The organism is Kribbella sp. NPDC031520 (genome assembly GCF_055580825.1).
On sequence record NZ_JBVIKS010000006.1, the window covers coordinates 511,218 to 531,144 of the forward strand.

Genomic DNA, 19,927 nt, shown 5'->3' on the forward strand with positions numbered 1-19,927 from the left:
CCCGGCTAGACTCGCGGGGTGGCAGGCCGGATCAAGGAAGAGGACATCGCGCTGGTGCGCGAGCGGGCCCGGATCGACGACGTCGTGGGTTCGTACGTGACCTTGAAGAACGCCGGTGGAGGCAACCTGAAGGGTCTCTGCCCGTTCCACGACGAGAAGTCGCCCTCGTTCAACGTCACCCCGGCCCGCGGATTCTTCTACTGCTTCGGCTGCCAAGAGGGCGGCGACGTGATCGACTTCATCCAGAAGGTCGACCAGATCACCTTCTCCGAGGCGGTCGAGACGCTGGCCGCCAAGGTCGGCATCCAGCTCCGGTACGAGGACTCCGGCGCGCCGGTGCAGCGCGGCCCGGGCAACCAGCGGCCGCGGCTCGTCGAGGCGCACAAGGTGGCCGCCGAGTTCTACGTCGACCAGCTGTTCGGCGCGGCCGAGGCGTCGCTCGGGCGGCAGTTCCTGGACAAGCGCGGCTTCGACAAGGACGCCGCGGTGCAGTTCGGGGTCGGGTTCTCGCCGCGCGGTGGTGAGGCGCTCGTCAGCCACCTCCGCGGCCGCGGTTTCACGAACGCCGAGCTGGTCGCGTCCGGCCTGGTCGCCGACGGGCAGCGCGGGCTGTACGACCGCTTCCGCGGCCGGCTGATGTGGCCGATCCGGGACGCGTCGTCGGACGTGATCGGGTTCGGCGCGCGCCGGTTGTTCGACGACGACCGGATCGAAGCGAAGTACCTGAACACCCCCGAGACGCCGATCTACAAGAAGTCCAAGGTGCTGTACGGCGTGGACCTGGCCCGGCGCGAGATCGCCAAGGGTCGCCAGGCGGTGGTGGTCGAGGGCTACACCGACGTGATGGCGTGCCACCTGGCCGGCGTACAGACCGCGGTCGCCACCTGCGGTACGTCGTTCGGCGACGACCACGCGCGGGTGCTGCGGCAGCTCCTGCTCGACCACGACCAGTTCCGCGGCGAGGTGATCTTCACCTTCGACGGTGACGAGGCGGGTCAGCGCGCGGCGCTCAAGGCGTTCGCGGGGGACCAGGCGTTCGCCGCGCAGACGTACGTCGCCATCGAGCCGGACGGGCTGGATCCGTGCGACCTGCGGCTGCAGAAGGGCGACGCAGCGGTCCGGGAGCTGATCGGGCGGCGCGTCCCGCTGTACCGGTTCGTACTGCGGAACGTGCTGTCGAAGTACGACCTGGATCGTGCGGACACCCGGATCGACGCGCTGCGGGACGCGGCGCGGCTGGTGATCAGCATCCGCGACCGGTCGAAGGTGGACGCCTTCACCCGCGAGCTGGCCGGCCACCTGGGCATGGAGGTCGACCAGGTCCGCTCCGAGGTGTACCGAGCCGCGTCGCGTGGCCCCGCCGGCTCCGGTTCGCCGGAGGTGCGCGGTCGCTCCGCGTCCGGCCCGGCGGCGCCCGACGTACCCGCCGGTGCTCCCGCTCCACGCGCCGAGATTCCGTCGCCGCGGGATCAGCGGTTCGTGATCGAGTGGGACGTCCTGAAGGTCGCCATGCAGCACCCGGCGCTCGTCGGACAGGCGTTCGACGAGCTCGACGACCACGACTTCACCCACCCGTGGCTGGCCGCGATCCGCGCCGCGATGGCGAAGGCCGGCGGCCCGGCCGCCGCACCCGCGGGCGAGGCCTGGGTGGTTGCCGTCCGCGACGCGATCGGCAACGACCCGGCCGCCGCGGTCGTCGGCGCGCTCGCCGTGGATCCGCTCCGCCTCGGCCGCGACCCTGACGAGCCGTACGCCCTCGCGCTGCTGGCCCGTCTCCAGGAGCTGACCTGCGCGCGCCGGATCGCGGACCTGAAGTCGAAGCTGCAGCGCACCAACCCGATCGACCGCGCGGACGAGTACAACCGGATGTTCGGCGAACTCATCGCCCTCGAGGCCTACAAGGCCGAGCTCCGCAACCGGGCGATCTCAGGGGCCCTTTAGGTGTGACACCAGCCGCGTGACCTCGGCGGCGTACTTCTCGGTGAAGTCCTCCGCCTCCGGATCGAGACCGAGCGCGCGGGCGATCTGCGGGAACACGACCGGCGCCGAGGCCAGGCCGAACAGCGCCAGGCCGGTGTAGGCGACGTCCAGATCGGTGGCGAGCTCACCGTCGGCCTGCCGGTGACGGAAGTCGTCGATCATCGCCTGGAACCGGCCACGCTGCCCTTCCGGGTCGAGCGCGCCGGTGTTCACGTCGACGGCCTCGCGGACCAGCAACCGGAGCAGGTCGGGCTTTGCGATCGACGTCCGCGCGTACGCGGCCACCACCTCGCCGAGTGTTTCGGCATCCGCGGCGATGGCCGGCTCATTGGCCCGCCAGCGGTCGGCGACCGCGCGGTACAGGCCTTCCTTGCCGCCGAAGTAGTACGAGATCAGCTGTTTGTTGACGCCGGCCCGGGCTGCGATCTCGCCGACCCGGGCGCCGCTGAACCCGTGCAGGCCGAACTCGATCACCGCCGCGTCCAGCAGCTGCTGCTTGGTGCGCTCGGGGTCGCGCTGCCGCTCGTCGGGGCCGGGTGATCTCCGCACGAAATCATCCTAGCGGACTGCCATCCGGCGTGCTAACTTAATCATCCAGATGGATGACAAAGTTTGATGGACGGATGATTGGAGTCGGTGATGAAGGTCGCGATCATGGGTGCCGGGATCGGCGGGCTGACGCTCGCGCAGGGGCTGCGCAAGGCGGGGATGGAGGTCGCGGTGTACGAGCGGGACCCGTCGCCGCAGTACCGCAAGCAGGGGTACCGGATCCACATCAGCAACGTGGGGGAGGAGGCGCTCGCGGCGACGCTGCCGGACGCGGTCCGGCGGCGCGTGATCGCGACCGCTACTCATCCGGGAGATCTGGTGGCGGGGTTCGACGCGCAGCTGAGTCCGCAGTTCGAGCAGGTGTTCCCGGTCGCCGGACCGGACGCCGTGACGTCGGTGGATCGGTATGCGTTTCGTCGCGCGTTGATGACCGGGCTGGACCACGTTCTGCGCTTCGGCAAGCGGTTCTCGTCGTATCGCGAGCTGGACGACGGGGTCGAGATCGCCTTCTCTGACGGCACCACTGTGATGGCCGACGTACTCGTCGGAGCGGACGGGGTGGGGTCGCGGGTGCGGGCGCAGTTGGTGCCGTCGCAGGACGTGATCGACATCGGGGTGCGGTGCATCTACGGGAAGGTGCCGCTGACGCCGGCCGTTCGATCGTTGGCGCCGGAGGCGTTCCTTCGTGGGTTCTGCTTCGCGAGTGACGGGGCCGGGCTCGGTACTGCGTTCGGTCCGGTGCTGTTCCGGGAGCCGCCGGCGGAGTACGGCGACTACCTGATGGCGGTGCTGACCGGGACGAACGCGGTGCTCGGCGCCTCCGACGAGGACCTGTTCGCGATGGATCCCGTCGACCTGTGGGCGCTCGTACAGCGGTCGGTGGCCGATTGGCATCCGTCGATCCGTGCTCTCATCGACGCGGGTGAGCCGGAGGCGGCGTTCCCGATCACACTGCGGACGTGCCTCACGGTGCCGACCTGGTCGTCGCCGCGGGTAACGATGCTCGGCGACGCTGTGCACCCGATGACCCCAGCCGCAGGCGCCGGCGCGAACACCGCCCTGTGGGACGCAGCCCGGCTGACGCGCGCGCTGACGTCAGGCGAAGACCTCGCGACCTACCAGAAGGACGTCGTCACCAACGGCCAGGCAATCGTCACCGAGTCCCTGCACAACGCGGAACGCCTGTTCAACGTCTCGATCCCAGCCTGAGCCGCTCCTGCAGTTCCGGATCCGACAGGGTAGACGGTCACGCATCCGGCTCGTTCGACAGCGGAGAGATGACGTTGTTGCCGCCGAGGCGGCATTTGTCGTGCGAGGTCTTCATCCGGCGGCCGACCGGGCGTATCAACAACAGCAGTGATGTTGAAGGCTCGTCGACGACGACGTCGGCGGGTTTCGTGGTCAGGGGAGGAGAATCACGATGAGCCCACGACTAGGACGGCACCGGGGTTGGAGTCTCGCGATGGCCGCCGCGGCCGCCGTCGCGATGGCAGGGGCCTTGTCGCCGGTGGCGTCGAGCGCCAGTGGTACGACAGTGGCCACCGACACCAGTCCGACGGCGTGTTCCGTACGGGTCAACGACAGCCCGCAGAAGCTGGTCGACTGTGTGAACAAGGCCGACCTCTGGGCGCACATGGTCAAGTTCCAGCAGATCGCGGACGCCAACCCGGGTACGGACGGTCACCCGTCGCGGAACTCGGGGGAGCCCGGCTACCGGGCGTCGGCCGACTACGTCGCGAACGTCATGCGCGCCGCGGGCTACAACGTGACGCTGCAGGAGTACAAGTTCGACTACTTCAGCTTCGTCGGCACCCCGGTACTGCGGGAGGAATCACCGACGCCGCACTCGTTCGTGGTCGGCACGGACTTCGACCCGGCAACGGTCGTCGGTACGACGACCGCAAAACTCCAGCCCGTGCTCGGGATTGTCATACCCCCGAACCCCACGCCCAGCTCGACCAGCGGCTGTACGGCGGCCGACTTCGCCGGGTTCAAGGCGGGCAATATCGCCTTGATCCAGCGGGGTTTCTGCACCTTCGCCACGAAGGTGGCCAACGCCGAGGCTGCCGGCGCCACCGCAGCGGTGATCTTCAACGAGGGCAACCCGGGCCGTACGGGAGTCTTCAACGGCAGCCTGTCCGGCAACGAGCACATCCCCGTGCTGTTCACGTCGTACGACGTGGGCCGGCAACTCTTCGCGCAGTATGTGCCGGACACCGGCCCGGTGATGACCGTCGATGTGAAGACCATCGAGGACCCGAACCGCTCCGACTGGAACGTGATCGCCGACTCCAAGGGCGGCGACCCGAACAACATCCTGGTCATCGACGCGCACCTGGACGCGATCTTCGGCGCCGGGATGCTTGACAACGCGTCGGGTTCGGCGACGATCCTCGACATCGCTCAGCAGCTGAAGAACACCAGCACCCGCAACAAGCTGCGCTTCATCTGGTTCGGCGGCGAGGAGCTCGGCCTGTTCGGCTCGCAGCACTACGTCAGCACGCTCCCGGCCGCGGAGCTCGCCAAGATCAAGTTCGATCTCGACGCCGACGTCACCGCCACACCGAACTACGTGGCCGGTGTTCTCGACCCGAAGGACGGGGTCACGCTGTTCGGGCGCAACCCTGGTACCCCGATGCCGCCGAGCATCTTCGCTCCGTCGGCGATCGGACGTGACTTCGGCATCGACTACCTGAACTCGATCGGGAAGAACCACATCCTGTTCTCGGCCGACGGTACGGATGCCTTCGAGTTCCAGCAGGCCGGCGTACCGGCCAGTGGCGTACTCACCGGCCAGGACTGCTGCAAGCTGGCGTCGGACGTCGCCCTGTTCGGCGGCTACGAGGGCAACTTCGAGGGCACGGTGCCAGGTACCGACGGTGGCTGCGTGGACAACCCGTTCCGCTGGTGCGACAACCTCAGTAACAACGACCCCGAGGTACTGACCTGGATGTCGAAGACCTTCGCCAACATGGTCGGCCACATGGCCTACGACACGCAGGTCTTCAACGCCCCCAGGCCCGGCACCGGCCACTCCAACGTGGCGCCACCTCCCAAGAACGCCCCAACGAGCTGACCTACTTGCAAGCGCATTGGCTGGGCCTCGATTACTCGCCGAGGCCCAGCCTCCGGAGCTATTGCTGACCGATCACCGGTGCGCGGAGGGCGCGGCGCCCGGCAGGACCCGCGTGCCCTCGACCCGAACGGCCCGCAGGCTGTTGGGGTTGAGCCCGAGGAGAGCGAGAACCGTCGGGGCCACCTGGGTGGTCCCGACAGGGGCGCGCACGACCTGAGGCCTGATGCCTGCACCGCTGACGATCATCAGGACGTGGCGATCGCTGCTGTTCATGCCGCCGTGCTCGGCGAGCTTGGACGGCTTCGCGTACACGATGCCTTCCTGGACCTTGCCGAAGACATCGGGGTAGCGGCCGTCGCCGACGGGAACGCCGAAGAACCGTGCAGCCTCAGCGCCGGCCCAGAGGTGCGTCAGACCTGAGTGCTGTACGGTGACGGGCTTCTTGTCGACGTCGAAACCCTGGGCGGTGTGGTTCCACAGGTAGCTCTTGACGAAGTTGCCGGCGGCCTGCGAGTTGTCCGACAGGTACGACTGCCACAGGTCGTCGTTCGTACCCGCGACGATCAGCGTCTTGCCTGGGTGCGTCTTGGCCCACTCGGCGTTGATCGCGTCGACGATCGGACCGTCCTGCACCGTGACGAGCTTGGTGGGATCCTGCGGGGACTGGCCGTGCTTCGCGGTGACGATGATCGTCGTCGAGCTCGCCAGCCGCTGCTTCGCGAGCTCGGCGACCATGCGGCCGAGTTGGACGTCAACCGAGTCGAAGGCACTCGAGAGCACCGGACCGGGAACCAGGGCGCCGTTGACCCACTGGTAGCCGCCGGGCTGCGGCGCACTGGTGGTGTAGCCACCATGACCGTCCGGGATCAGGTTCGCCGCGGTCGAGCGGAGCTTCTGCGCGACCGAGACGGTCTGGAAGTTCATGCCGAAGATCGCCGGTGTGCCGACGTGGACCTTGCCCGAGTGGTCGAGACCGTCGATCTCGTTGAGCATCGCCTGGACCTTGTAGCCGTCGTACTGCTTGGTGGCGGCGTCGATGTGCGCCCAGTCGTCGTCCTGCGGGTACGGCTTGCCGTCCGGCATCACTGCCTGCGAGTCGATCTCCGGGCCGAAGAAGTCGTCGATGCTCTTGCCCTGCGATCCCGGACCGTTGAACGACAGGTAGACGGCGTGCTTGTCCGACCAGGCAGTACGCATCCCGGCGGCGTGGATGACCTGGAAGATCGAGTTGTCGCCCAGGTAGTCCCACGGCATGACGTTCTCGCAGGTCGCGGGGTCGACCGGGAAGGTCGACTTGTCGAACGACGAGGCGTCATTCTTCAGGTTCATGATCAGCGCCGGGTTGTGGTCGACACCGTTGGCGCCGTAGATCGAGCCGTTCTCGTCGAACGACGGGAACGCGTTGGCCGCACCGGTGCTCAGGTCCGGGACACCCGGGAGCGCGTCATCGGGCGAGTCGTAGACGACGTCGCCGCCGGTGGCCGCGTGACCCGGGGTGCAGGCCGCCCCCGATTCATCCACGTTGTGGCTGTACTCGACGTCGTAGTAGACGCCGGTCGACCTCGGGTTGCCGCCGGTCATCAGCGCAGTACCACCCGGGTCGGAGTCCGACGGGTTCGATGTCGACGCGTTGGTGTACTCGCGCCCGCTGTGCGTCAGCCTCGCAAGCGCCGACGCCGGATGAGTCGCGACGTACCAGTCGAGGTCGCTCTGGTGCATCCCGTCGACCGAAATCAACAACACATGCTTGCTCCGCCCAACGCTCGGCGCGTGAACGGCCTGAGCGCTCGTACCGATGAGCGGAAGGCCACACAACGCGACGACCGACGCCGCCGCGACTCCGACCACCAACGACCGGGTGTACTTCGACATGGGCTCTCCAGGAATCGGAATGGCGCGAACCAATGTCCGCGCGACCTCATGCCTATGCGCCCGGTACAGCCCCTAACTGAAGCCCAGGTGTCCAACACCCTTCAATTGACCAACCACAGCCCAGCGAAACTGTGCACGCCCTCAGCTTCAGCCCAACCCATCGATCGCACGCCGGCCCCGTTGGATGATCCGCGCGCCGTGATACTCGGGTGGGAAGAACCACGCGGCAGGACTGCCGCTGCGCCGCTGCGCGGCCGGAGCCGGGACTACGCCCAGGCGGGATCACGGCCGGTCAGGCCGAGGATGCGGTTCAGGGTGGGTGCGTCGGCCGGCACCGCGATCGGGGGTCCGTACATGCCCATCGCCCGCCCCTGCTCCACGCCGGCGATGATCGACTCGTGTAGATGCGCCAGCAGGTCGGCGGGCAGTTCCAGCCGCTGCCCGGTCGCGACCGCCAGGTCCCAGCCGTGTACGGCCATCTCGCCGAGAATCATGTCGCCCATGACGGGCGCGGGCAGCATCTGCGGCGTGCCCATGCTCGTTTCGCCATCCCAGGCGATCGACGGCGCCCATGACGACCCGATGTCGTCCAGCACGGCGAGCAGACGGCCGCGCCAGTCGCCGGCCGCCAGGTCCACCTCGGACTCGGCGGTCGCCGGCTGCGGAACGGACTCCTTGCGGCCGGCGCCGGCGAGCGACGGACCCCAGAACAGCAGGTGGTTGACCAAGGCCCGCACGTCGTACTCCGTGCATGGCGTCTTGTTGGCGAGTTGGTCGTCGGTGATGTTGCGGGCGACTGCGGCCATTGCGTCGGCCGCCTTGGAAAGGTGTGACATGGCGGCGATGCTAGGCAGCATCGGCCGAGGGAGTATTGAACAAAGACGACATACACTCTGCCGCGTGGGACGGGACGTTCGTGAGCTGGCGAGTGCGTGGAGCCGGTACCAGCGCCACGCGTTTCACGGTCCCTCGCCGGCGCTCGCGCCGTGGGTGGAGCACTACTGGGAGGCTCGCTGGGACTACGCCGAGCCCTACCGGCAGAAGATCGTGCCGTACCCGAACGTGCACCTGTCGTTCGGCGGCGGGCGCGCGGATGTCAACGGCGTGTGCAGCCGCTACCGGATCAAGGTCCTCGAGGGCCGTGATCACGTCTTCGGCGTCGCGTTCCGGCCGGGCTGCTTCCGCCCGTTCCTCGGTGCCTCCGTCTCGACGATCACCGACCGCGTCGTCCCAGTGACCGAGGTGTTCGGCCAGGAGCCGCCGACGACACTTGACGTGCCAACTGTGGATGCGTTCCTGCTGAAACACCTGCCGGACGACGACACTCGGGTGCGCCAAGCAGCCGCCGCGGTCGAGCTGATCGCCAAGGACAAGGCGGTCACCAGGGTCGAGCGCCTCGCGGGTGAGCTGGGTCTGAGTACGCGCGGGCTGCAACGGCTGTTCGCGGAGTACGTCGGCATCGGACCCAAGTGGGTGATCCGCCGTTACCGCCTGCACGAGGTGACCGCCCGCATGACCGCCGGCGACCCGATCGACTGGGCCGCGCTGGCAGCCGACCTCAGCTACGCCGACCAGGGCCACTTAATCCGCGACTTCAAGACCATGTTCGGCGAGCCCCCGACGTGGTACGCGCAGCGCTACTGATCAGACGCGTCGGCATCACGATCGGCCGCCCGCACCGTCGCGAGCGTGGCGAAGCAGATCTCGTGACACTGCTCGTTGCGGCCGAATGAGCTTTGCAGAGCGAGCCGGACGTATTTGTGGGAGAGGAGAGTGGCGATCTGCCGAGGCGGTGGTGGGTCAGCGCCAGCCGTTTCCGGGGGCCCGGACGTACTGCTTCCAGACATATCGCCAAGGGATGACGGCGATGATGACGACGTCGAAGGAGCATTTGAACAGGACCTCGCCGGTTGCGGCGTTCAAGTCGTTCGAGACCAGGTGCGGTACGGCGACCGCTGCGACCCAGATGACCTTCCAGATCACCTCGAACAGCAGGATCGGCAGCATCCGGACGGGGTACCGGAGTCCGAGGAAGGCCAGCAGCGACATTCCCGTCAGCAGGCAGGTGACGACACCTTCCATCACCGGCAGGGATTGAACGTCGTGGAGGAGAATCGGCCACTTGACGATGGCCAGTCCCACTCCCATGAAGGCGTAACCGAAGCGCATGACGTTCAGCCGGCGAATGGGCAACTGATCGGCGACCGCCGCGACGTCGACGGTCCGGGATGCGGTGCGAATGGTGATGTTGTCTGGCGCGCTCATGGCGAGCACCTTGATTTCTTGACCGCTATTTTGTTTTGACTCATGGCTCAAGGCTGGAGGCGCGCGGGCTATTTCCCTACGAAAGTTGCTGTTTGTGGGAAATGGGCGTCAGATGAGTTCCGTGGAGGACGCTGCAGGGGCAGAGATCGTCGCCGTGCTCAGCCGGGTCGGTGCCCGGCTCAAGCGACTCCGCACACTGCGCCGAATGACCCTCGCCGATGTTGCGACGGCGACCGGTATCTCGAAGAGCACGATGTCGCGGCTCGAGACCGGGCAGCGGCGGCCCACTCTGGAACTGCTGCTCGCGTTGTCACATGTCTACCGGGTGCCGCTGGACGACCTCGTCGCGGCGCCGGAGGAAGGTGATCCGCGGATCTGGCTGAAGCCTGATCGCGTCAAAGGCAGAACAGCCATCCCGCTGACCCGGCAGCCGGGCGGCGCCCAGGCGTGGAAGATCGTCGTCCCGGCCGGCAACCTCACCCCGGAACCACGGGCACACGACGGCCATGAATGGATCTACGTCCTCTCCGGTCGCGTGCGTCTCGTTCTCGGCGATCGGGACTGGGTGCTGGCACCGGGCGAGATCGCCGAATTCAGCACCCAGGTACCACATTGGTTCGGCAGCACAGGCAACCAGCCCGCGGAAATCCTCAGTATTTTCAACCGCCCCGGCGAACGAATGACGATTCGCACAACACCTCCGCCGATGTAGCGCCACGACAACGGAGCGGAGGCAGCGATGTCATCGGCGGCGCCCCGGCCACCGCGCGTTCTCGATGCTCCGGTTGCCGACGAGCTTCTTGATCTCGATGGCGGCCTCGAACATGTCCTTGTCCGAGCGGCCAGTGGGCTTGAACCCCAGGCGCAGGTAGAAGCCTTCCGGTGAGCCGGTGCCGCGGAGGTACGCCGTGGTGAGGACGTCGTGACCGCGGCGCGCAGCCTCGGCCGCAACGGTTTGAACAGCGAACCTCCCGATGCCTTGTCCTTGCGCGTCCGCCCGGACCGCCAGGCGCCAGATCGTCGAGGTCATCAACGGGTGGTCGGGGATGAATCCGCCCATCACGAAACCCGCCGGTTGTGCGCCGACGTACACGGCCCGCGGCCAGAGATGCTGAGGTTGTGCATACGCTTCGGCCAGGGATTGCGCGACTGAGGCCACGTAGCGTTCCTGACTCGGCCGGACGGAGATCGCGCACACTTCACGCACGTTCTCGGGGGTGATGCGCTCGGCATGCAGTGGCTCCATGTCGCTCCTCGAAGGCGTCTTCATCCCGTGCCATGCACGATCACGGGGTTAGGCATCACCGTAAGAAGACATCACCGACAGCGCCGTGTCGGGGATCGAAAGGAAGGCCGGCATGAACCAGCCCCCGCCTCGCAAGGTCACTGGACCAACCGGCACCTCTGGGGTGCAGCAACTGCACCAAGCGACCCCACTGGTCGAGCGACTCCACGCCCTCATCGAGCATCTCGCCGCGCACACCTCCCGCCCCATGTCCGGGCCAGTCCTCGCCCGACGGCTGGGAGTCAGCACCCGAACGGTCGAACGCGACATCGCGCGACTCATCGCGGCCGGCATCCCGGTCGAGATCACTCGCGGACCACAAGGCGGATACCGGTTCGTTGTCGCGCGGCAACGCCCCGAGTTCGCCCTGAGCCTGGCCGAGACCGCAGCTCTGATCGCCGCCCTCACGGCGATCGGCCCCTACAGATCAGCCGCTGCCGCCTCCGCCCTGGCCAAACTCCTCGCAGCCCTCCGCGAGCCAACGGTGTAGCACGCTACGAAGTGAATGGGATGGCTACCTTCGCTGAACTCCCGAGCGTTAGCTCAGGTTGGCCTGGCAACGCTCAGCCTGGGTCGAGCATAGGCATGTCTGCCGCCCGTCACGGCTGGCGTTTCGACGTGCTGTTAGCAGGCGGTGTACAGCGGCCGCTCGGCGAAGCGGTCGGAGAGCCAGGCGATCGCGCCGGGCAGACCGGTGGTTTCACCGGTGATGTGGTCTCCAGCGACGACGGCGAAGACCGTTTGTGTGCCTTTGGCGCACCAGGTGCGGTTGAGGGCTTGTGCTTGGTCGATGGGAACGATCTCGTCGAGTGCAGCGTGGTACTGGAACACGGGCACGGTGGGCGCGGGCCGCGTGATCAAGTTGTTCTCTGCGTACACGGCGGCGACGTTGGGCCGTGCGTTGAACTGCTGGATCGTCTGGCCGGTGGAGTAATCGCTGAACCTCTTCAACGGGAAGCTGGCAAGGGTCTGCACGACGCACTGGTTTTTGACCGACGCCACGGTGGCTTTGCCTTCGGCGCTGAGGGCTTCGTTCAGGGGGAATTGGCCGGGGTACGCCTGCTGCAGGCCGATCAGCGCGTACAACTGCAGGCCTTCGCCGATGAGGCTGCCGTCCAAGGATTCGGCGACATTGCGTACGTCGGCCGGTACGCCACCGGAGACGTCTGTGATGAGGTTGAGTTCAGGCGCGTACGACGGAGCGAGTGAAGCCGCCCAGCTCGATGCTCCGCCGCCTTGCGAGTAACCCATCGTGGCCCACCGCGTCGCCGCGGAGACGCCCGTTCCCGGGAGGGAAGCGGCCGCACGGGCCATGTCGAGGACTGTGTGCGCCTCGGAGACTCCTGCGACATACGTAGCGGTGGAACCGGTGGTGTAGCCCTCGTAGTCGCTGACGACGACACCCCATCCCTCGGCGAGCAGGAGCTCGACGGGTTCGAGCTCCTGCTCGGTCATGGCGACGAACTGCTTCGAGGGCGCGCATTGCTGCGCCGGGCCCTGAGTGCCGACGGCCAGGTTGACCCACGGCCGCGAGCCCCGCCCAAGCCAGGGCAGCGTCGGCGTGAAGACCGTGCCGGTCACCGCGATGTCCGCGTTCTGCGCGTCACGAGAGTGGTACATGATCGTCGTGGTCTTGGCCGTGAGCGCGGTGGCGACGACCGTCGCGGGTTGAGTACGGATGATCGTGCCAGGCCGGCCAAGGGGCAGCGGTGCCGGCGCCTGGTAAAAATCAGCAGGTTGCCCAGCCACTGCGGTCGCGGCTGGGGGAGGGCCAGCGATCACCAGAAGGGCCAGACCAAGCAGACCAACAACAACAGGACGACGCACCAATAACACCTCAATCATCTGGCGCGCCGATGATCGGCCGCCCCCGTGCGGACCCAGTCGAGTCAACACGCAGCATACTGCACTCGTTACTGACCGCAGCCGACAGACGATCACCGACGGCCTGTCCCGATGTCATGACCGGCCCCAACAACGTGCGCTGAACGAGTTCAGTCAACTGGCCGCGTCGCGATTGTCCGTGACGGTGACGGTGCGCGGTTGTGGACCCGCAACCGCAACGACATCAGCGACCGCTTCCCTGACGTCGTGGCCGCCGCCGTGCAGCAGTTGGTCGTCGGCATTGTTCTGGATGGCGAGCTCGTCGTTCTAGGCGCAGATGGCCGGCTGAGTTTCGGTGCCCCTCCAGCAGCGTCTCGTGACCAGGCCGGCGAAAGCTCGCAGCCGGGCGTTCAGGCGCCGCCGCCTGTGCGGCCTTCGACCTGCTCGCGATCGGGGGAGTGGATCTGCGGACCCAGCGATGGATCGTCCGCACAAGACGACTTGAGCAGATCGCTGGCTCGTGGGTGCCGCCGATGCAGCTGACGCCCGTGACCGCGGACCTGGACGAGGCCCGCGAATGGTTCGAGGTCCGGCCCGACGCGATGCGTGCGGAGGGCCTTGTGGTCAAAGGCGCAGCCACTCGCTACACCTCCGGGCGCAGGGACGCCTGGATTAAGAGGCCAGGCCCTCGTCTGCGTAGCGCCGCAGCCAGGTATGCACGACTGGTGCGACACGCCCCACTGCTCGGCCACCTCGCTCACCGACCGGCCGTCGGACAGCACCGCAAGGACTGCCCGGTACTTCTGCTCCTGCACGCTCAACTCCTGCAACATGAGTCGAGTGTCAAGAAACAACCGAAGCCACCGTCAAGCATCTACCGAAAACATGTAAAGCCTCAGCCGAGGACGATCTGTCGTCCATCAACCGAGGCCATACAGCTGCCGAGTAGGGCGGACGGGACTCGAACCCGTGACCCAGGGATTATGAGTCCCCTGCTCTAACCAGCTGAGCTACCGCCCCGTGTGCGGGTGATCGTATCTGGTGGGGGTTGCGTCGTGCCTGTCGAGGGTCGGGGCGGGGGAGGCATGCGGAGAACCAGGGGGTGGTCAGGGGTTTTACGGAGGGGATGGTTACCGGGGAGCGGGCATGATGGGGGCAGGTCCTATGAAGGGAACGCTGATGGGCTGGTTTATTTTTCTGGTGATCGTGGTGGGCGCGATCGCGGCGTACAAGTACCGCGTGCCGCTGCTGGCGAAGATCCTCGGTCAGCCACAGCACCGAATCCAGCGAGCAATCGACCGGAAGAAGGGGAAGTAGTACTTCCTCCCCAGAGCATCACGAGGCCCTGACCGCCCGAACGGCCAGGGCCTCGTGTTCACTTGTTCCGGGTCGGCGCGAGTTCGGGTCGGGTGTCGGACGCGCCGGCGGTGGTGCGGGGCGGAGAACGCGGTGGTGTTGGCGAGCCAGGTGCCTGGCTGCGGGGTGAAGTTGCCGACGAGCGGGTTGTTGGTCTTGAACGAGCTACCGATCTTGGCGATGGGCACGGCGGCGAAAAGCTTGGTCACACCAACCTTGCCCAGGTCCTTACAGGAAAGTACGCCCTCGGGGGTGTGGTCTAGGCCAATAGCTGAAGGTGTGCGGTCTCGGGACCTTCAGGCGCCGGGGGTGATCGGCGGGTGCGAGATGCCGTGGGCAACTGTCGGCTGAGTGGCCCGTGGCTGGTGTGGAAAGTAGAAGGCCGGGTGCCTGTGGAGCAGGACCCGGCTGGAGGAGGTTGCTCCCGCCACTGGACTCGAACCAGTAACCTGCCGGTTAACAGCCGGCTGCTCTGCCAATTGAGCTAGGCGGGATCACGGTGTTGCTTCGCCCCGAACCCGAGGACCTGAGTAGGTTAGCAGGCGGGCGGCGAACTACAAAAACGGGATTCGGGTCGCTGCCGGGTCAGACGCCGAACTCGTCGCGGACCTCCCGGAGGGCCGCCTCCGCGGCATCCACCACACCGGGCTGGGACGGCTCCAAGCCCTTGTCCAGAACGAGGTTCCAGCTGATCTCGGTGTCGGTCGCGGCCGGATTCCGGCGGCCGACGATACGTACGCCGCGCTTGCCGGACAGCGGGACGTGACGCTGTACGACGATGCTCGCGTCGACCCGTTCGCGCAGCAGTTGGCCGAACCGGCCCGGGTCCTGGACCTTCAGCTCGGTCGCGCGCAGCGGCGTACCGAAGTCGGTGGTCTCGTAGATGTGCAGGACCGACGCCTCGGAGTCCCAGTTCGCGCGCTCGATCTGCTCCCAGCCGACCCGGCGGTCCGCGTCCGCGGAGTCCGACGGCAGGTAGACGGCCGCCCGCGTGCCGGCCACCCAGCGACCGTTCGCCAGCTGCACGGCGGCGAGGACGTCTTCCTTGCTCCCGGTCGACTCGCGAGCAGCCGCCGACACAGCTGTCGCCAGCTCCCGGGGCCAGGCGCTACGCAGAAGTCTCACACTGACATCATTCCAGCCCCTCCAAGTAGGAGGTCCCGCGGAGGGGTGCTGCCTGCTGCGCGCCGCCCCGCGGGCACTGGGCGGCGTTGTCGTCGGTCGACAGGACTCCGTCCTGCCTCCCTCCTCCGCCTTGCCCAGCACTCCGCGGGACGACGCTCGCGACGGCATCACCCCTCCGCGCGACCTCTAGCTCTCACGCGACATAGTCACGCAGCTGTGGGAGCGCGCGGCGGCGGAGCTGGCGCAAGGCCTCGCGTTCCAGGGCGCGGACCTTGGTGGGGTTCAGGTCGAGTTGGGCGGCAGTCTCCTCCGGGGTCGACGGGAGGTGGCCGTGCAGGCCGTAGCGGTGGTGCAGGACGGACTGGTGCAGGTCGTCGAGGAACTCCAGGTGGTACGCGAGATCCCGCCGGAGCGCGGCCCGGAGCACGATCGGGTCGTCGTCGATCACCGGCTCGGACTCGTCCACGTCCAGCGTCTCCGGCTGCACCCGCCACGCCTGCGCCCGCTCGATCCGCGCGATGCTGAGGCCGGTCGCCCGCGCGAGCTCCGGCGTACTCGGCTCGTGCCCGAGCTCCTGGGTCAGGTCGTGCCGGGCCGTACCGACCCGGGAGGCGTCGGCGTACGCCTGGGCGGGCATTCGCACCAGCCGCGACCGGTCCGAGATCGCCCGTCCGATCGCCTGCCGGATCCACCAGATCGCGTACGTCGAGAACCTGTTGCCGAGCCGGTGGTCGAACCGCTCGACCGCCCGCATCAGCCCGATGTTGCCCTCCTGGATCAGGTCGAGCAGCGAGATGCCCTTCCCGCCGTACCGCCGGGCGAGTGAGACTACGAGCCGCAGGTTGCCCTCGACCATCGCCTGCCACGACCGCTGCCCGAGCGTGACCACCTGGCGTAGCTCGTCCTGGTCGTAGCGCCCCGGATCGCCGCTCAGCCGCGACGCCGCCAGCAGTCCGGCCTCGATCCAGTACGAGTGCTCGTTCACCTCCTCCAAGGTCAGTAGTTCGTGCTGCCCGATGTCGCGCAGGTACGCCACCAGCGCGGTCACGTCCGCCGGATCACAGTCGAGATCAGCCATCGTCCCTCTCTCCGGAAATCTCCTACCCAAGAGAGTGCCGTGATTCCGGCGTCCCAGAACCGGTGACTTCGAGTATGTGGATAACTACGAGGCGTACGCGCGGAGTCCGCTGAGCAGGCCGTGGTGGAAGGGGTTGGCGTCGACCGCGTCGAACCAGACAGAACCGGTGGTCAGCGGCTCGAGAGGTGGAACGACGACCGGGCCTGGAGCGGCTTCGCGGGTCAGAGCGCCGCCAGACAGCTCAGGGGCGGGCATGTCCGGCAGCAGGACGAACGAGTCGGCGGGGACGGGTCGGCCGTTCGCCCCCGAAGCGGCGAGTGCGGCGAAGGTGTCGGCGGCCTGCATCGCTGCGCCGTCCGGATCGGCGCGCACCTTCTCCAGGTCCGCCAGGACGGTCTTCCAGGTGACGGCCGGGTCGCCGTAGTCGATCGCGCGGGAGAGCCGGCCGACCGTGATCGGCGTGGCGGCCGGGGTGAGTGGTGTCATCAGCGAACGCAGGCCGTAGCGTGCGCGCCCGCCGACGACGACCAGGCGGATGTCGGCCTCGGTTGCCTCGATCAGGCTGCGGTACGGGTCGGGGGCGGATCGCCGTACGACGATCAGGTCGGCGAGGGCGCCGCGCTCCAGCCGGCCGATCGCGCGCGGCCACACCTCGGTCAGCGCTTCGCCGGGGTTCGAGGTGAGCATCCGGACCAGGTCCTCGTCGGTGAAAACACCTTCGGACTTGTTCCACAGGTCGGCGACCTTCAGCTCCCACAGGACATTCCGCGTCCCGGACGGACCCCAGTCCGAACCGAGGCACAACCGTACGCCGATCGCGTGCGCGGTCTTCACGTCCGCGGTCGCGCCGTACAACCAGAGGTTCGAGAACGGCGACCAGACCAGGCTGGAATTTCCTGCCTGCATCGCGGTGAAGTCGTCCGCATTCAAAGCCGTTCCGTGAATCGCGACCAGTTGCGGCCGCACCACGCCGACCTCTTCCAGCAGCCGGAACTCCGAGCGTAGTTTCGGATCCGACCCTTCCGCCGAATGCGCGATGAATCCGTGCCCCGCCGCGACCGCACCGGCGTACGGCGCGAGTGCGGCCGCGTTGTCGGCGACCAGCGTGCTGACCCGGATGAAATCCTCGTGCGTTCCGAGTTTCTCCGAGTCGACGTTCCGTACCAGGTCGTTGTCCGGCGGTACGGCGCCCCGCGGGTTCCCCTGGATCGACGTCGTACCGCCGACGATCGCGCGGGTCTCGACGTACCTCAGCAGCGCCCGCCCCGCGGCCGCGCCGAGCAACCGGGCGGGCTGGCTGATCCGGGAACTGTACGTCGGCGCGCCGCCCCACTGGTTGTGCGACGTCCACGGAATCTTGCGCGCCGGCTCGGTCCACAACGGCAGGCTGTTGTACATCAAATGATTGTGCAAATCGATCAGCCCGGGGTAGATCAATCCGCCGGCGGTGATCCGTGGCGCATTCTCGAACCCGGCCGGAACCGGGTCCAACGGCGTGACCGCCGCAATCAGCCCGTCGTCGCCGACATACACCGCACCACCGGGAAGAACCGCCCCGTCGTACGCCATCGTGACCACGGTTCCACGCAGTACGAACATGGCCCACCCTCCCGTAGAATCCCCGTTGCCGCCCCTTTTGTTCACGAGCGTATCGCCGAGGGGGAGGTAGTTCGATGGCTGAATTCGATCCCGGACCACCGGTTGCGGTGGCGGAGCACTTCGGGAATGTCCCCGGTTACACGGGCTTCCGGCAATTCTTCTGGTACGACTGGGGCCCGGTTTTCTACCGTGGCCGGCTCGACGGCACGGCCCGGCTGCTGGCGGTGGCGTCCGATCCCGGGCCGACCGAACGGGTCGCCGGGCGGACGCTGGTCGGCGACGCCGGTCAACGCGTGCAGGGGTTCCTGGCGAAGCTCGGCCTGACCCGGAGCTACACGCTGGTCAACGCGTACTCGTACGCGCTCATCCCGGCCCGCGCGCAGCAGGCGATGCCGTTGTTGTCGCAGCCCGATCAGCTGGCCTGGCGCAACACGCTGCTCGAACTGATCACCGGTCCGTCGCTGCAGGCGGTCGTCGCGTTCGGCGTTCAGGCCAAGGCGGCCGTCCATCTGTGGAGCGGCAAGCCGGACGTACCGGTGTTCGAGGTACCGCATCCGTCGAGTCGCAGTCCGAAGGTGCTGCTCGACAGCTGGCGGGCGGCGATCACCGAGCTGCGTGGGCTCGTGACGCCGGATCCGGACGGGGACAACACCGGACCCAACTACGGTACGAAGTTCGCCGAGGCCGACTATGCGCCGATCCCGGCCCGTGACCTGCCGTTCGGCGTACCGCCGTGGCTGGGCAACGACGCCTGGGGACGTAAGGACAAACCCAAGCACAACAACAGCGTGGAACGGCCGGACACCGACCTTCTGCACACTTTGGTCTGGCGGGCGCCCGTGCTCGACTGAAAATGGTCCCTTAGTGTCCTGAGTCGGCAGTTCGACGGCGCTTTCGGCGCCCAGGCACGCACCTCGCGGCACTTGCCCAGCGCCCACGATGCTCCGCATCGAGGCCACTGATCAAGCACCCCGATGCACGCACCTGACCACCGAAATCACTCGCCGAACTGCCGACTCAGGACACTGGCTCCCGCTACCTTGGTCGGATGCGAGTGGCGACGTGGAACGTGAATTCGGTCAAGCAGCGGATGCCGCGGTTGCTGGACTGGCTGGACGAGCGGCAGCCGGACGTCGTGTGCCTGCAGGAGACGAAGCTCGCGGACGACGCCTTCACCGCGCTGCTCGGTGACGAGCTGACCGGCCGCGGCTACGAGTTCGGCCTGTCCGGCGAACCCCAGTGGAACGGCGTCGCCCTGCTCTCGAAGGTCGGGCTGGACGACGTGGTGACCGGCGTCGCCGGCGCGCCGGGCTTCCCGCACCCGGAGGCCCGGGCCGTCGCCGCGACCTGTGGCGGTATCCGGATCCACTCGCTCTACGTACCGAACGGCCGCGTGCCGGACTCCGACCACTACCACTACAAGCTCGCCTGGCTGGCCGCTCTGGCCGAGGTCGTGGCGGCGGGCCCGGACGACCAGATCGTCTGTGGTGACATGAACATCGCCCCGACGGACGCCGATGTCTTCGACCCCGAGGCGTACGTCGGCCAGACGCACGTGACCCCGCCGGAGCGGCAGGCGCTCGTGGAGCTGATGGCCGCGAAGGACCTGCACGACGTGGTCCGTGACCGCTGGCCGGACAACCGCATCTTCAGCTACTGGGACTACCGCGCCGGCATGTTCCACCAGGACCTCGGCATGCGCATCGACCTGATGCTCGCCACGAGCGGCGTCTCCGAGCGGGTGCAGGCCGCGTGGATCGACCGCAAGGCCCGCAAGGGCACCGGACCGAGCGACCACGCGCCGGTGATCGTCGACCTCGACACCGCACCGGACGGCGACATCGGCCCGGTCGTCCCGCCGCCGTCCGCGCCGCGTACCGGCCGGAAGCGGACGACCAAGCTGCCGCAGAGCCGCTGA

General features: G+C 67.6%; 18 protein-coding genes, 2 tRNA genes and 1 pseudogene. 10 read left to right on the top strand and 11 right to left on the bottom strand.

Going from position 1 to position 19,927, the window contains the following annotated elements; all coding sequences use genetic code 11:
* The first annotated feature begins 18 nt into the window (after nucleotides 1-18).
* Nucleotides 19-1,941, top strand: coding sequence for a DNA primase (gene dnaG / locus ACZ5BU_RS31440; RefSeq protein ID WP_465704064.1), 1,923 nt, complete (start codon nucleotides 19-21; stop codon nucleotides 1,939-1,941).
* Here the strand turns inward: dnaG and ACZ5BU_RS31445 are convergent.
* Nucleotides 1,927-2,529, bottom strand: a complete 603-nt coding sequence (locus ACZ5BU_RS31445) for a TetR/AcrR family transcriptional regulator (protein ID WP_465704065.1) — start codon at nucleotides 2,527-2,529, stop codon at nucleotides 1,927-1,929. The genes dnaG and ACZ5BU_RS31445 overlap by 15 nt on opposite strands.
* 90 nt (nucleotides 2,530-2,619) lie before the next feature.
* Here ACZ5BU_RS31445 and ACZ5BU_RS31450 point away from each other — a divergent pair, with 90 nt between their 5' ends.
* Nucleotides 2,620-3,738 carry an FAD-dependent oxidoreductase gene (locus ACZ5BU_RS31450; protein WP_465704066.1) on the top strand — a complete coding sequence of 373 codons (1,119 nt, stop codon included), beginning with the start codon at nucleotides 2,620-2,622 and terminating at the stop codon, nucleotides 3,736-3,738.
* Nucleotides 3,739-3,949: 211 nt separating this feature from the next.
* Nucleotides 3,950-5,605: a M28 family peptidase gene (locus ACZ5BU_RS31455; protein ID WP_465704067.1), complete on the top strand. Its 1,656-nt coding sequence runs from the start codon at nucleotides 3,950-3,952 to the stop codon at nucleotides 5,603-5,605.
* Between the two features lie 72 nt (nucleotides 5,606-5,677).
* Here ACZ5BU_RS31455 and ACZ5BU_RS31460 read toward each other — a convergent pair whose 3' ends face one another.
* Complete coding sequence (locus tag ACZ5BU_RS31460) at nucleotides 5,678-7,477, bottom strand: alkaline phosphatase family protein (RefSeq protein WP_465704068.1); 1,800 nt, start codon at nucleotides 7,475-7,477, stop codon at nucleotides 5,678-5,680.
* A 266-nt stretch (nucleotides 7,478-7,743) separates the two neighbouring features.
* Entirely contained in the window at nucleotides 7,744-8,313 is a 570-nt protein-coding gene (locus ACZ5BU_RS31465; protein WP_465704069.1) for a TIGR03086 family metal-binding protein, read from the bottom strand.
* Nucleotides 8,314-8,377: 64 nt separating this feature from the next.
* Here ACZ5BU_RS31465 and ACZ5BU_RS31470 point away from each other — a divergent pair, with 64 nt between their 5' ends.
* A complete protein-coding gene (locus ACZ5BU_RS31470; RefSeq protein WP_465704070.1) occupies nucleotides 8,378-9,121 on the top strand; it encodes a DUF6597 domain-containing transcriptional factor in 744 nt (247 codons plus the stop codon).
* Nucleotides 9,122-9,277: 156 nt separating this feature from the next.
* On the opposite strand, the gene ACZ5BU_RS31475 is transcribed toward ACZ5BU_RS31470, so the two are convergent.
* The gene (locus ACZ5BU_RS31475) at nucleotides 9,278-9,742 is read right to left on the bottom strand and encodes a hypothetical protein (RefSeq protein WP_465704071.1); all 465 of its coding nucleotides are present in this window, start codon (nucleotides 9,740-9,742) and stop codon (nucleotides 9,278-9,280) included.
* Nucleotides 9,743-9,854: 112 nt separating this feature from the next.
* Between ACZ5BU_RS31475 and ACZ5BU_RS31480 the strand changes: the two genes are divergently transcribed.
* On the top strand, nucleotides 9,855-10,454 hold the full coding sequence (locus ACZ5BU_RS31480; RefSeq protein WP_465704072.1) for a helix-turn-helix domain-containing protein: 600 nt from the start codon (nucleotides 9,855-9,857) through the stop codon (nucleotides 10,452-10,454).
* Nucleotides 10,455-10,484: 30 nt separating this feature from the next.
* Here the strand turns inward: ACZ5BU_RS31480 and ACZ5BU_RS31485 are convergent, their stop codons facing one another.
* Nucleotides 10,485-10,988 (bottom strand): GNAT family N-acetyltransferase, encoded by a 504-nt coding sequence (locus ACZ5BU_RS31485; RefSeq protein ID WP_465704073.1) that lies wholly within the window; start codon nucleotides 10,986-10,988, stop codon nucleotides 10,485-10,487.
* A gap of 112 nt (nucleotides 10,989-11,100) precedes the next feature.
* Between ACZ5BU_RS31485 and ACZ5BU_RS31490 the strand changes: the two genes are divergently transcribed.
* A complete protein-coding gene (locus ACZ5BU_RS31490; protein ID WP_465704074.1) occupies nucleotides 11,101-11,517 on the top strand; it encodes a helix-turn-helix transcriptional regulator in 417 nt (138 codons plus the stop codon).
* Nucleotides 11,518-11,651: 134 nt separating this feature from the next.
* On the opposite strand, the gene ACZ5BU_RS31495 is transcribed toward ACZ5BU_RS31490, so the two are convergent.
* A complete protein-coding gene (locus tag ACZ5BU_RS31495) occupies nucleotides 11,652-12,872 on the bottom strand; it encodes a lipase family protein (RefSeq protein WP_465704075.1) in 1,221 nt (406 codons plus the stop codon).
* A 407-nt stretch (nucleotides 12,873-13,279) separates the two neighbouring features.
* On the opposite strand from ACZ5BU_RS31495, the pseudogene ACZ5BU_RS31500 reads away from it, so the two are divergent.
* Nucleotides 13,280-13,516 (top strand): annotated as a pseudogene (locus tag ACZ5BU_RS31500) (ATP-dependent DNA ligase); the annotation flags it as partial.
* Nucleotides 13,517-13,797: 281 nt separating this feature from the next.
* Here ACZ5BU_RS31500 and ACZ5BU_RS31505 read toward each other — a convergent pair.
* A tRNA-Ile gene (locus ACZ5BU_RS31505) sits at nucleotides 13,798-13,871 on the bottom strand.
* A gap of 144 nt (nucleotides 13,872-14,015) precedes the next feature.
* Between ACZ5BU_RS31505 and ACZ5BU_RS31510 the strand changes: the two genes are divergently transcribed.
* The gene (locus tag ACZ5BU_RS31510) at nucleotides 14,016-14,168 is read left to right on the top strand and encodes a hypothetical protein (RefSeq protein WP_465704076.1); all 153 of its coding nucleotides are present in this window, start codon (nucleotides 14,016-14,018) and stop codon (nucleotides 14,166-14,168) included.
* A gap of 460 nt (nucleotides 14,169-14,628) precedes the next feature.
* Here the strand turns inward: ACZ5BU_RS31510 and ACZ5BU_RS31515 are convergent.
* The 4 genes from ACZ5BU_RS31515 to ACZ5BU_RS31530 form a co-directional block, all read right to left on the bottom strand.
* Nucleotides 14,629-14,701, bottom strand: a tRNA-Asn gene (locus ACZ5BU_RS31515).
* Nucleotides 14,702-14,792: 91 nt separating this feature from the next.
* Nucleotides 14,793-15,332 (bottom strand): hypothetical protein, encoded by a 540-nt coding sequence (locus ACZ5BU_RS31520; RefSeq protein WP_465704077.1) that lies wholly within the window; start codon nucleotides 15,330-15,332, stop codon nucleotides 14,793-14,795.
* A 193-nt stretch (nucleotides 15,333-15,525) separates the two neighbouring features.
* A complete protein-coding gene (locus ACZ5BU_RS31525; RefSeq protein ID WP_465704078.1) occupies nucleotides 15,526-16,410 on the bottom strand; it encodes a sigma-70 family RNA polymerase sigma factor in 885 nt (294 codons plus the stop codon).
* A gap of 84 nt (nucleotides 16,411-16,494) precedes the next feature.
* Entirely contained in the window at nucleotides 16,495-18,009 is a 1,515-nt protein-coding gene (locus ACZ5BU_RS31530) for an amidohydrolase family protein (protein WP_465704079.1), read from the bottom strand.
* A gap of 74 nt (nucleotides 18,010-18,083) precedes the next feature.
* On the opposite strand from ACZ5BU_RS31530, the gene ACZ5BU_RS31535 reads away from it, so the two are divergent.
* Entirely contained in the window at nucleotides 18,084-18,860 is a 777-nt protein-coding gene (locus ACZ5BU_RS31535; protein WP_465704080.1) for a uracil-DNA glycosylase family protein, read from the top strand.
* A gap of 197 nt (nucleotides 18,861-19,057) precedes the next feature.
* Nucleotides 19,058-19,927 (top strand): exodeoxyribonuclease III, encoded by an 870-nt coding sequence (locus tag ACZ5BU_RS31540; RefSeq protein WP_465704081.1) that lies wholly within the window; start codon nucleotides 19,058-19,060, stop codon nucleotides 19,925-19,927.

What these genes read in the sequence shown, in the direction of transcription:
- ACZ5BU_RS31450 (WP_465704066.1), top strand. Translation starts at nt 2,620, where the DNA reads ATGAAGGTCGCGATCATGGGTGCCGGGATCGGCGGGCTGACGCTCGCG.
- ACZ5BU_RS31455 (WP_465704067.1), top strand. Translation starts at nt 3,950, where the DNA reads ATGAGCCCACGACTAGGACGGCACCGGGGTTGGAGTCTCGCGATGGCC.
- ACZ5BU_RS31460 (WP_465704068.1), bottom strand. Translation starts at nt 7,477, where the DNA reads ATGTCGAAGTACACCCGGTCGTTGGTGGTCGGAGTCGCGGCGGCGTCG.
- ACZ5BU_RS31465 (WP_465704069.1), bottom strand. Translation starts at nt 8,313, where the DNA reads ATGTCACACCTTTCCAAGGCGGCCGACGCAATGGCCGCAGTCGCCCGC.
- ACZ5BU_RS31475 (WP_465704071.1), bottom strand. Translation starts at nt 9,742, where the DNA reads ATGAGCGCGCCAGACAACATCACCATTCGCACCGCATCCCGGACCGTC.
- ACZ5BU_RS31480 (WP_465704072.1), top strand. Translation starts at nt 9,855, where the DNA reads ATGAGTTCCGTGGAGGACGCTGCAGGGGCAGAGATCGTCGCCGTGCTC.
- ACZ5BU_RS31485 (WP_465704073.1), bottom strand. Translation starts at nt 10,988, where the DNA reads ATGGAGCCACTGCATGCCGAGCGCATCACCCCCGAGAACGTGCGTGAA.
- ACZ5BU_RS31490 (WP_465704074.1), top strand. Translation starts at nt 11,101, where the DNA reads ATGAACCAGCCCCCGCCTCGCAAGGTCACTGGACCAACCGGCACCTCT.
- ACZ5BU_RS31495 (WP_465704075.1), bottom strand. Translation starts at nt 12,872, where the DNA reads ATGATTGAGGTGTTATTGGTGCGTCGTCCTGTTGTTGTTGGTCTGCTT.
- ACZ5BU_RS31510 (WP_465704076.1), top strand. Translation starts at nt 14,016, where the DNA reads ATGAAGGGAACGCTGATGGGCTGGTTTATTTTTCTGGTGATCGTGGTG.
- ACZ5BU_RS31525 (WP_465704078.1), bottom strand. Translation starts at nt 16,410, where the DNA reads ATGGCTGATCTCGACTGTGATCCGGCGGACGTGACCGCGCTGGTGGCG.
- ACZ5BU_RS31530 (WP_465704079.1), bottom strand. Translation starts at nt 18,009, where the DNA reads ATGTTCGTACTGCGTGGAACCGTGGTCACGATGGCGTACGACGGGGCG.
- ACZ5BU_RS31535 (WP_465704080.1), top strand. Translation starts at nt 18,084, where the DNA reads ATGGCTGAATTCGATCCCGGACCACCGGTTGCGGTGGCGGAGCACTTC.
- ACZ5BU_RS31540 (WP_465704081.1), top strand. Translation starts at nt 19,058, where the DNA reads ATGCGAGTGGCGACGTGGAACGTGAATTCGGTCAAGCAGCGGATGCCG.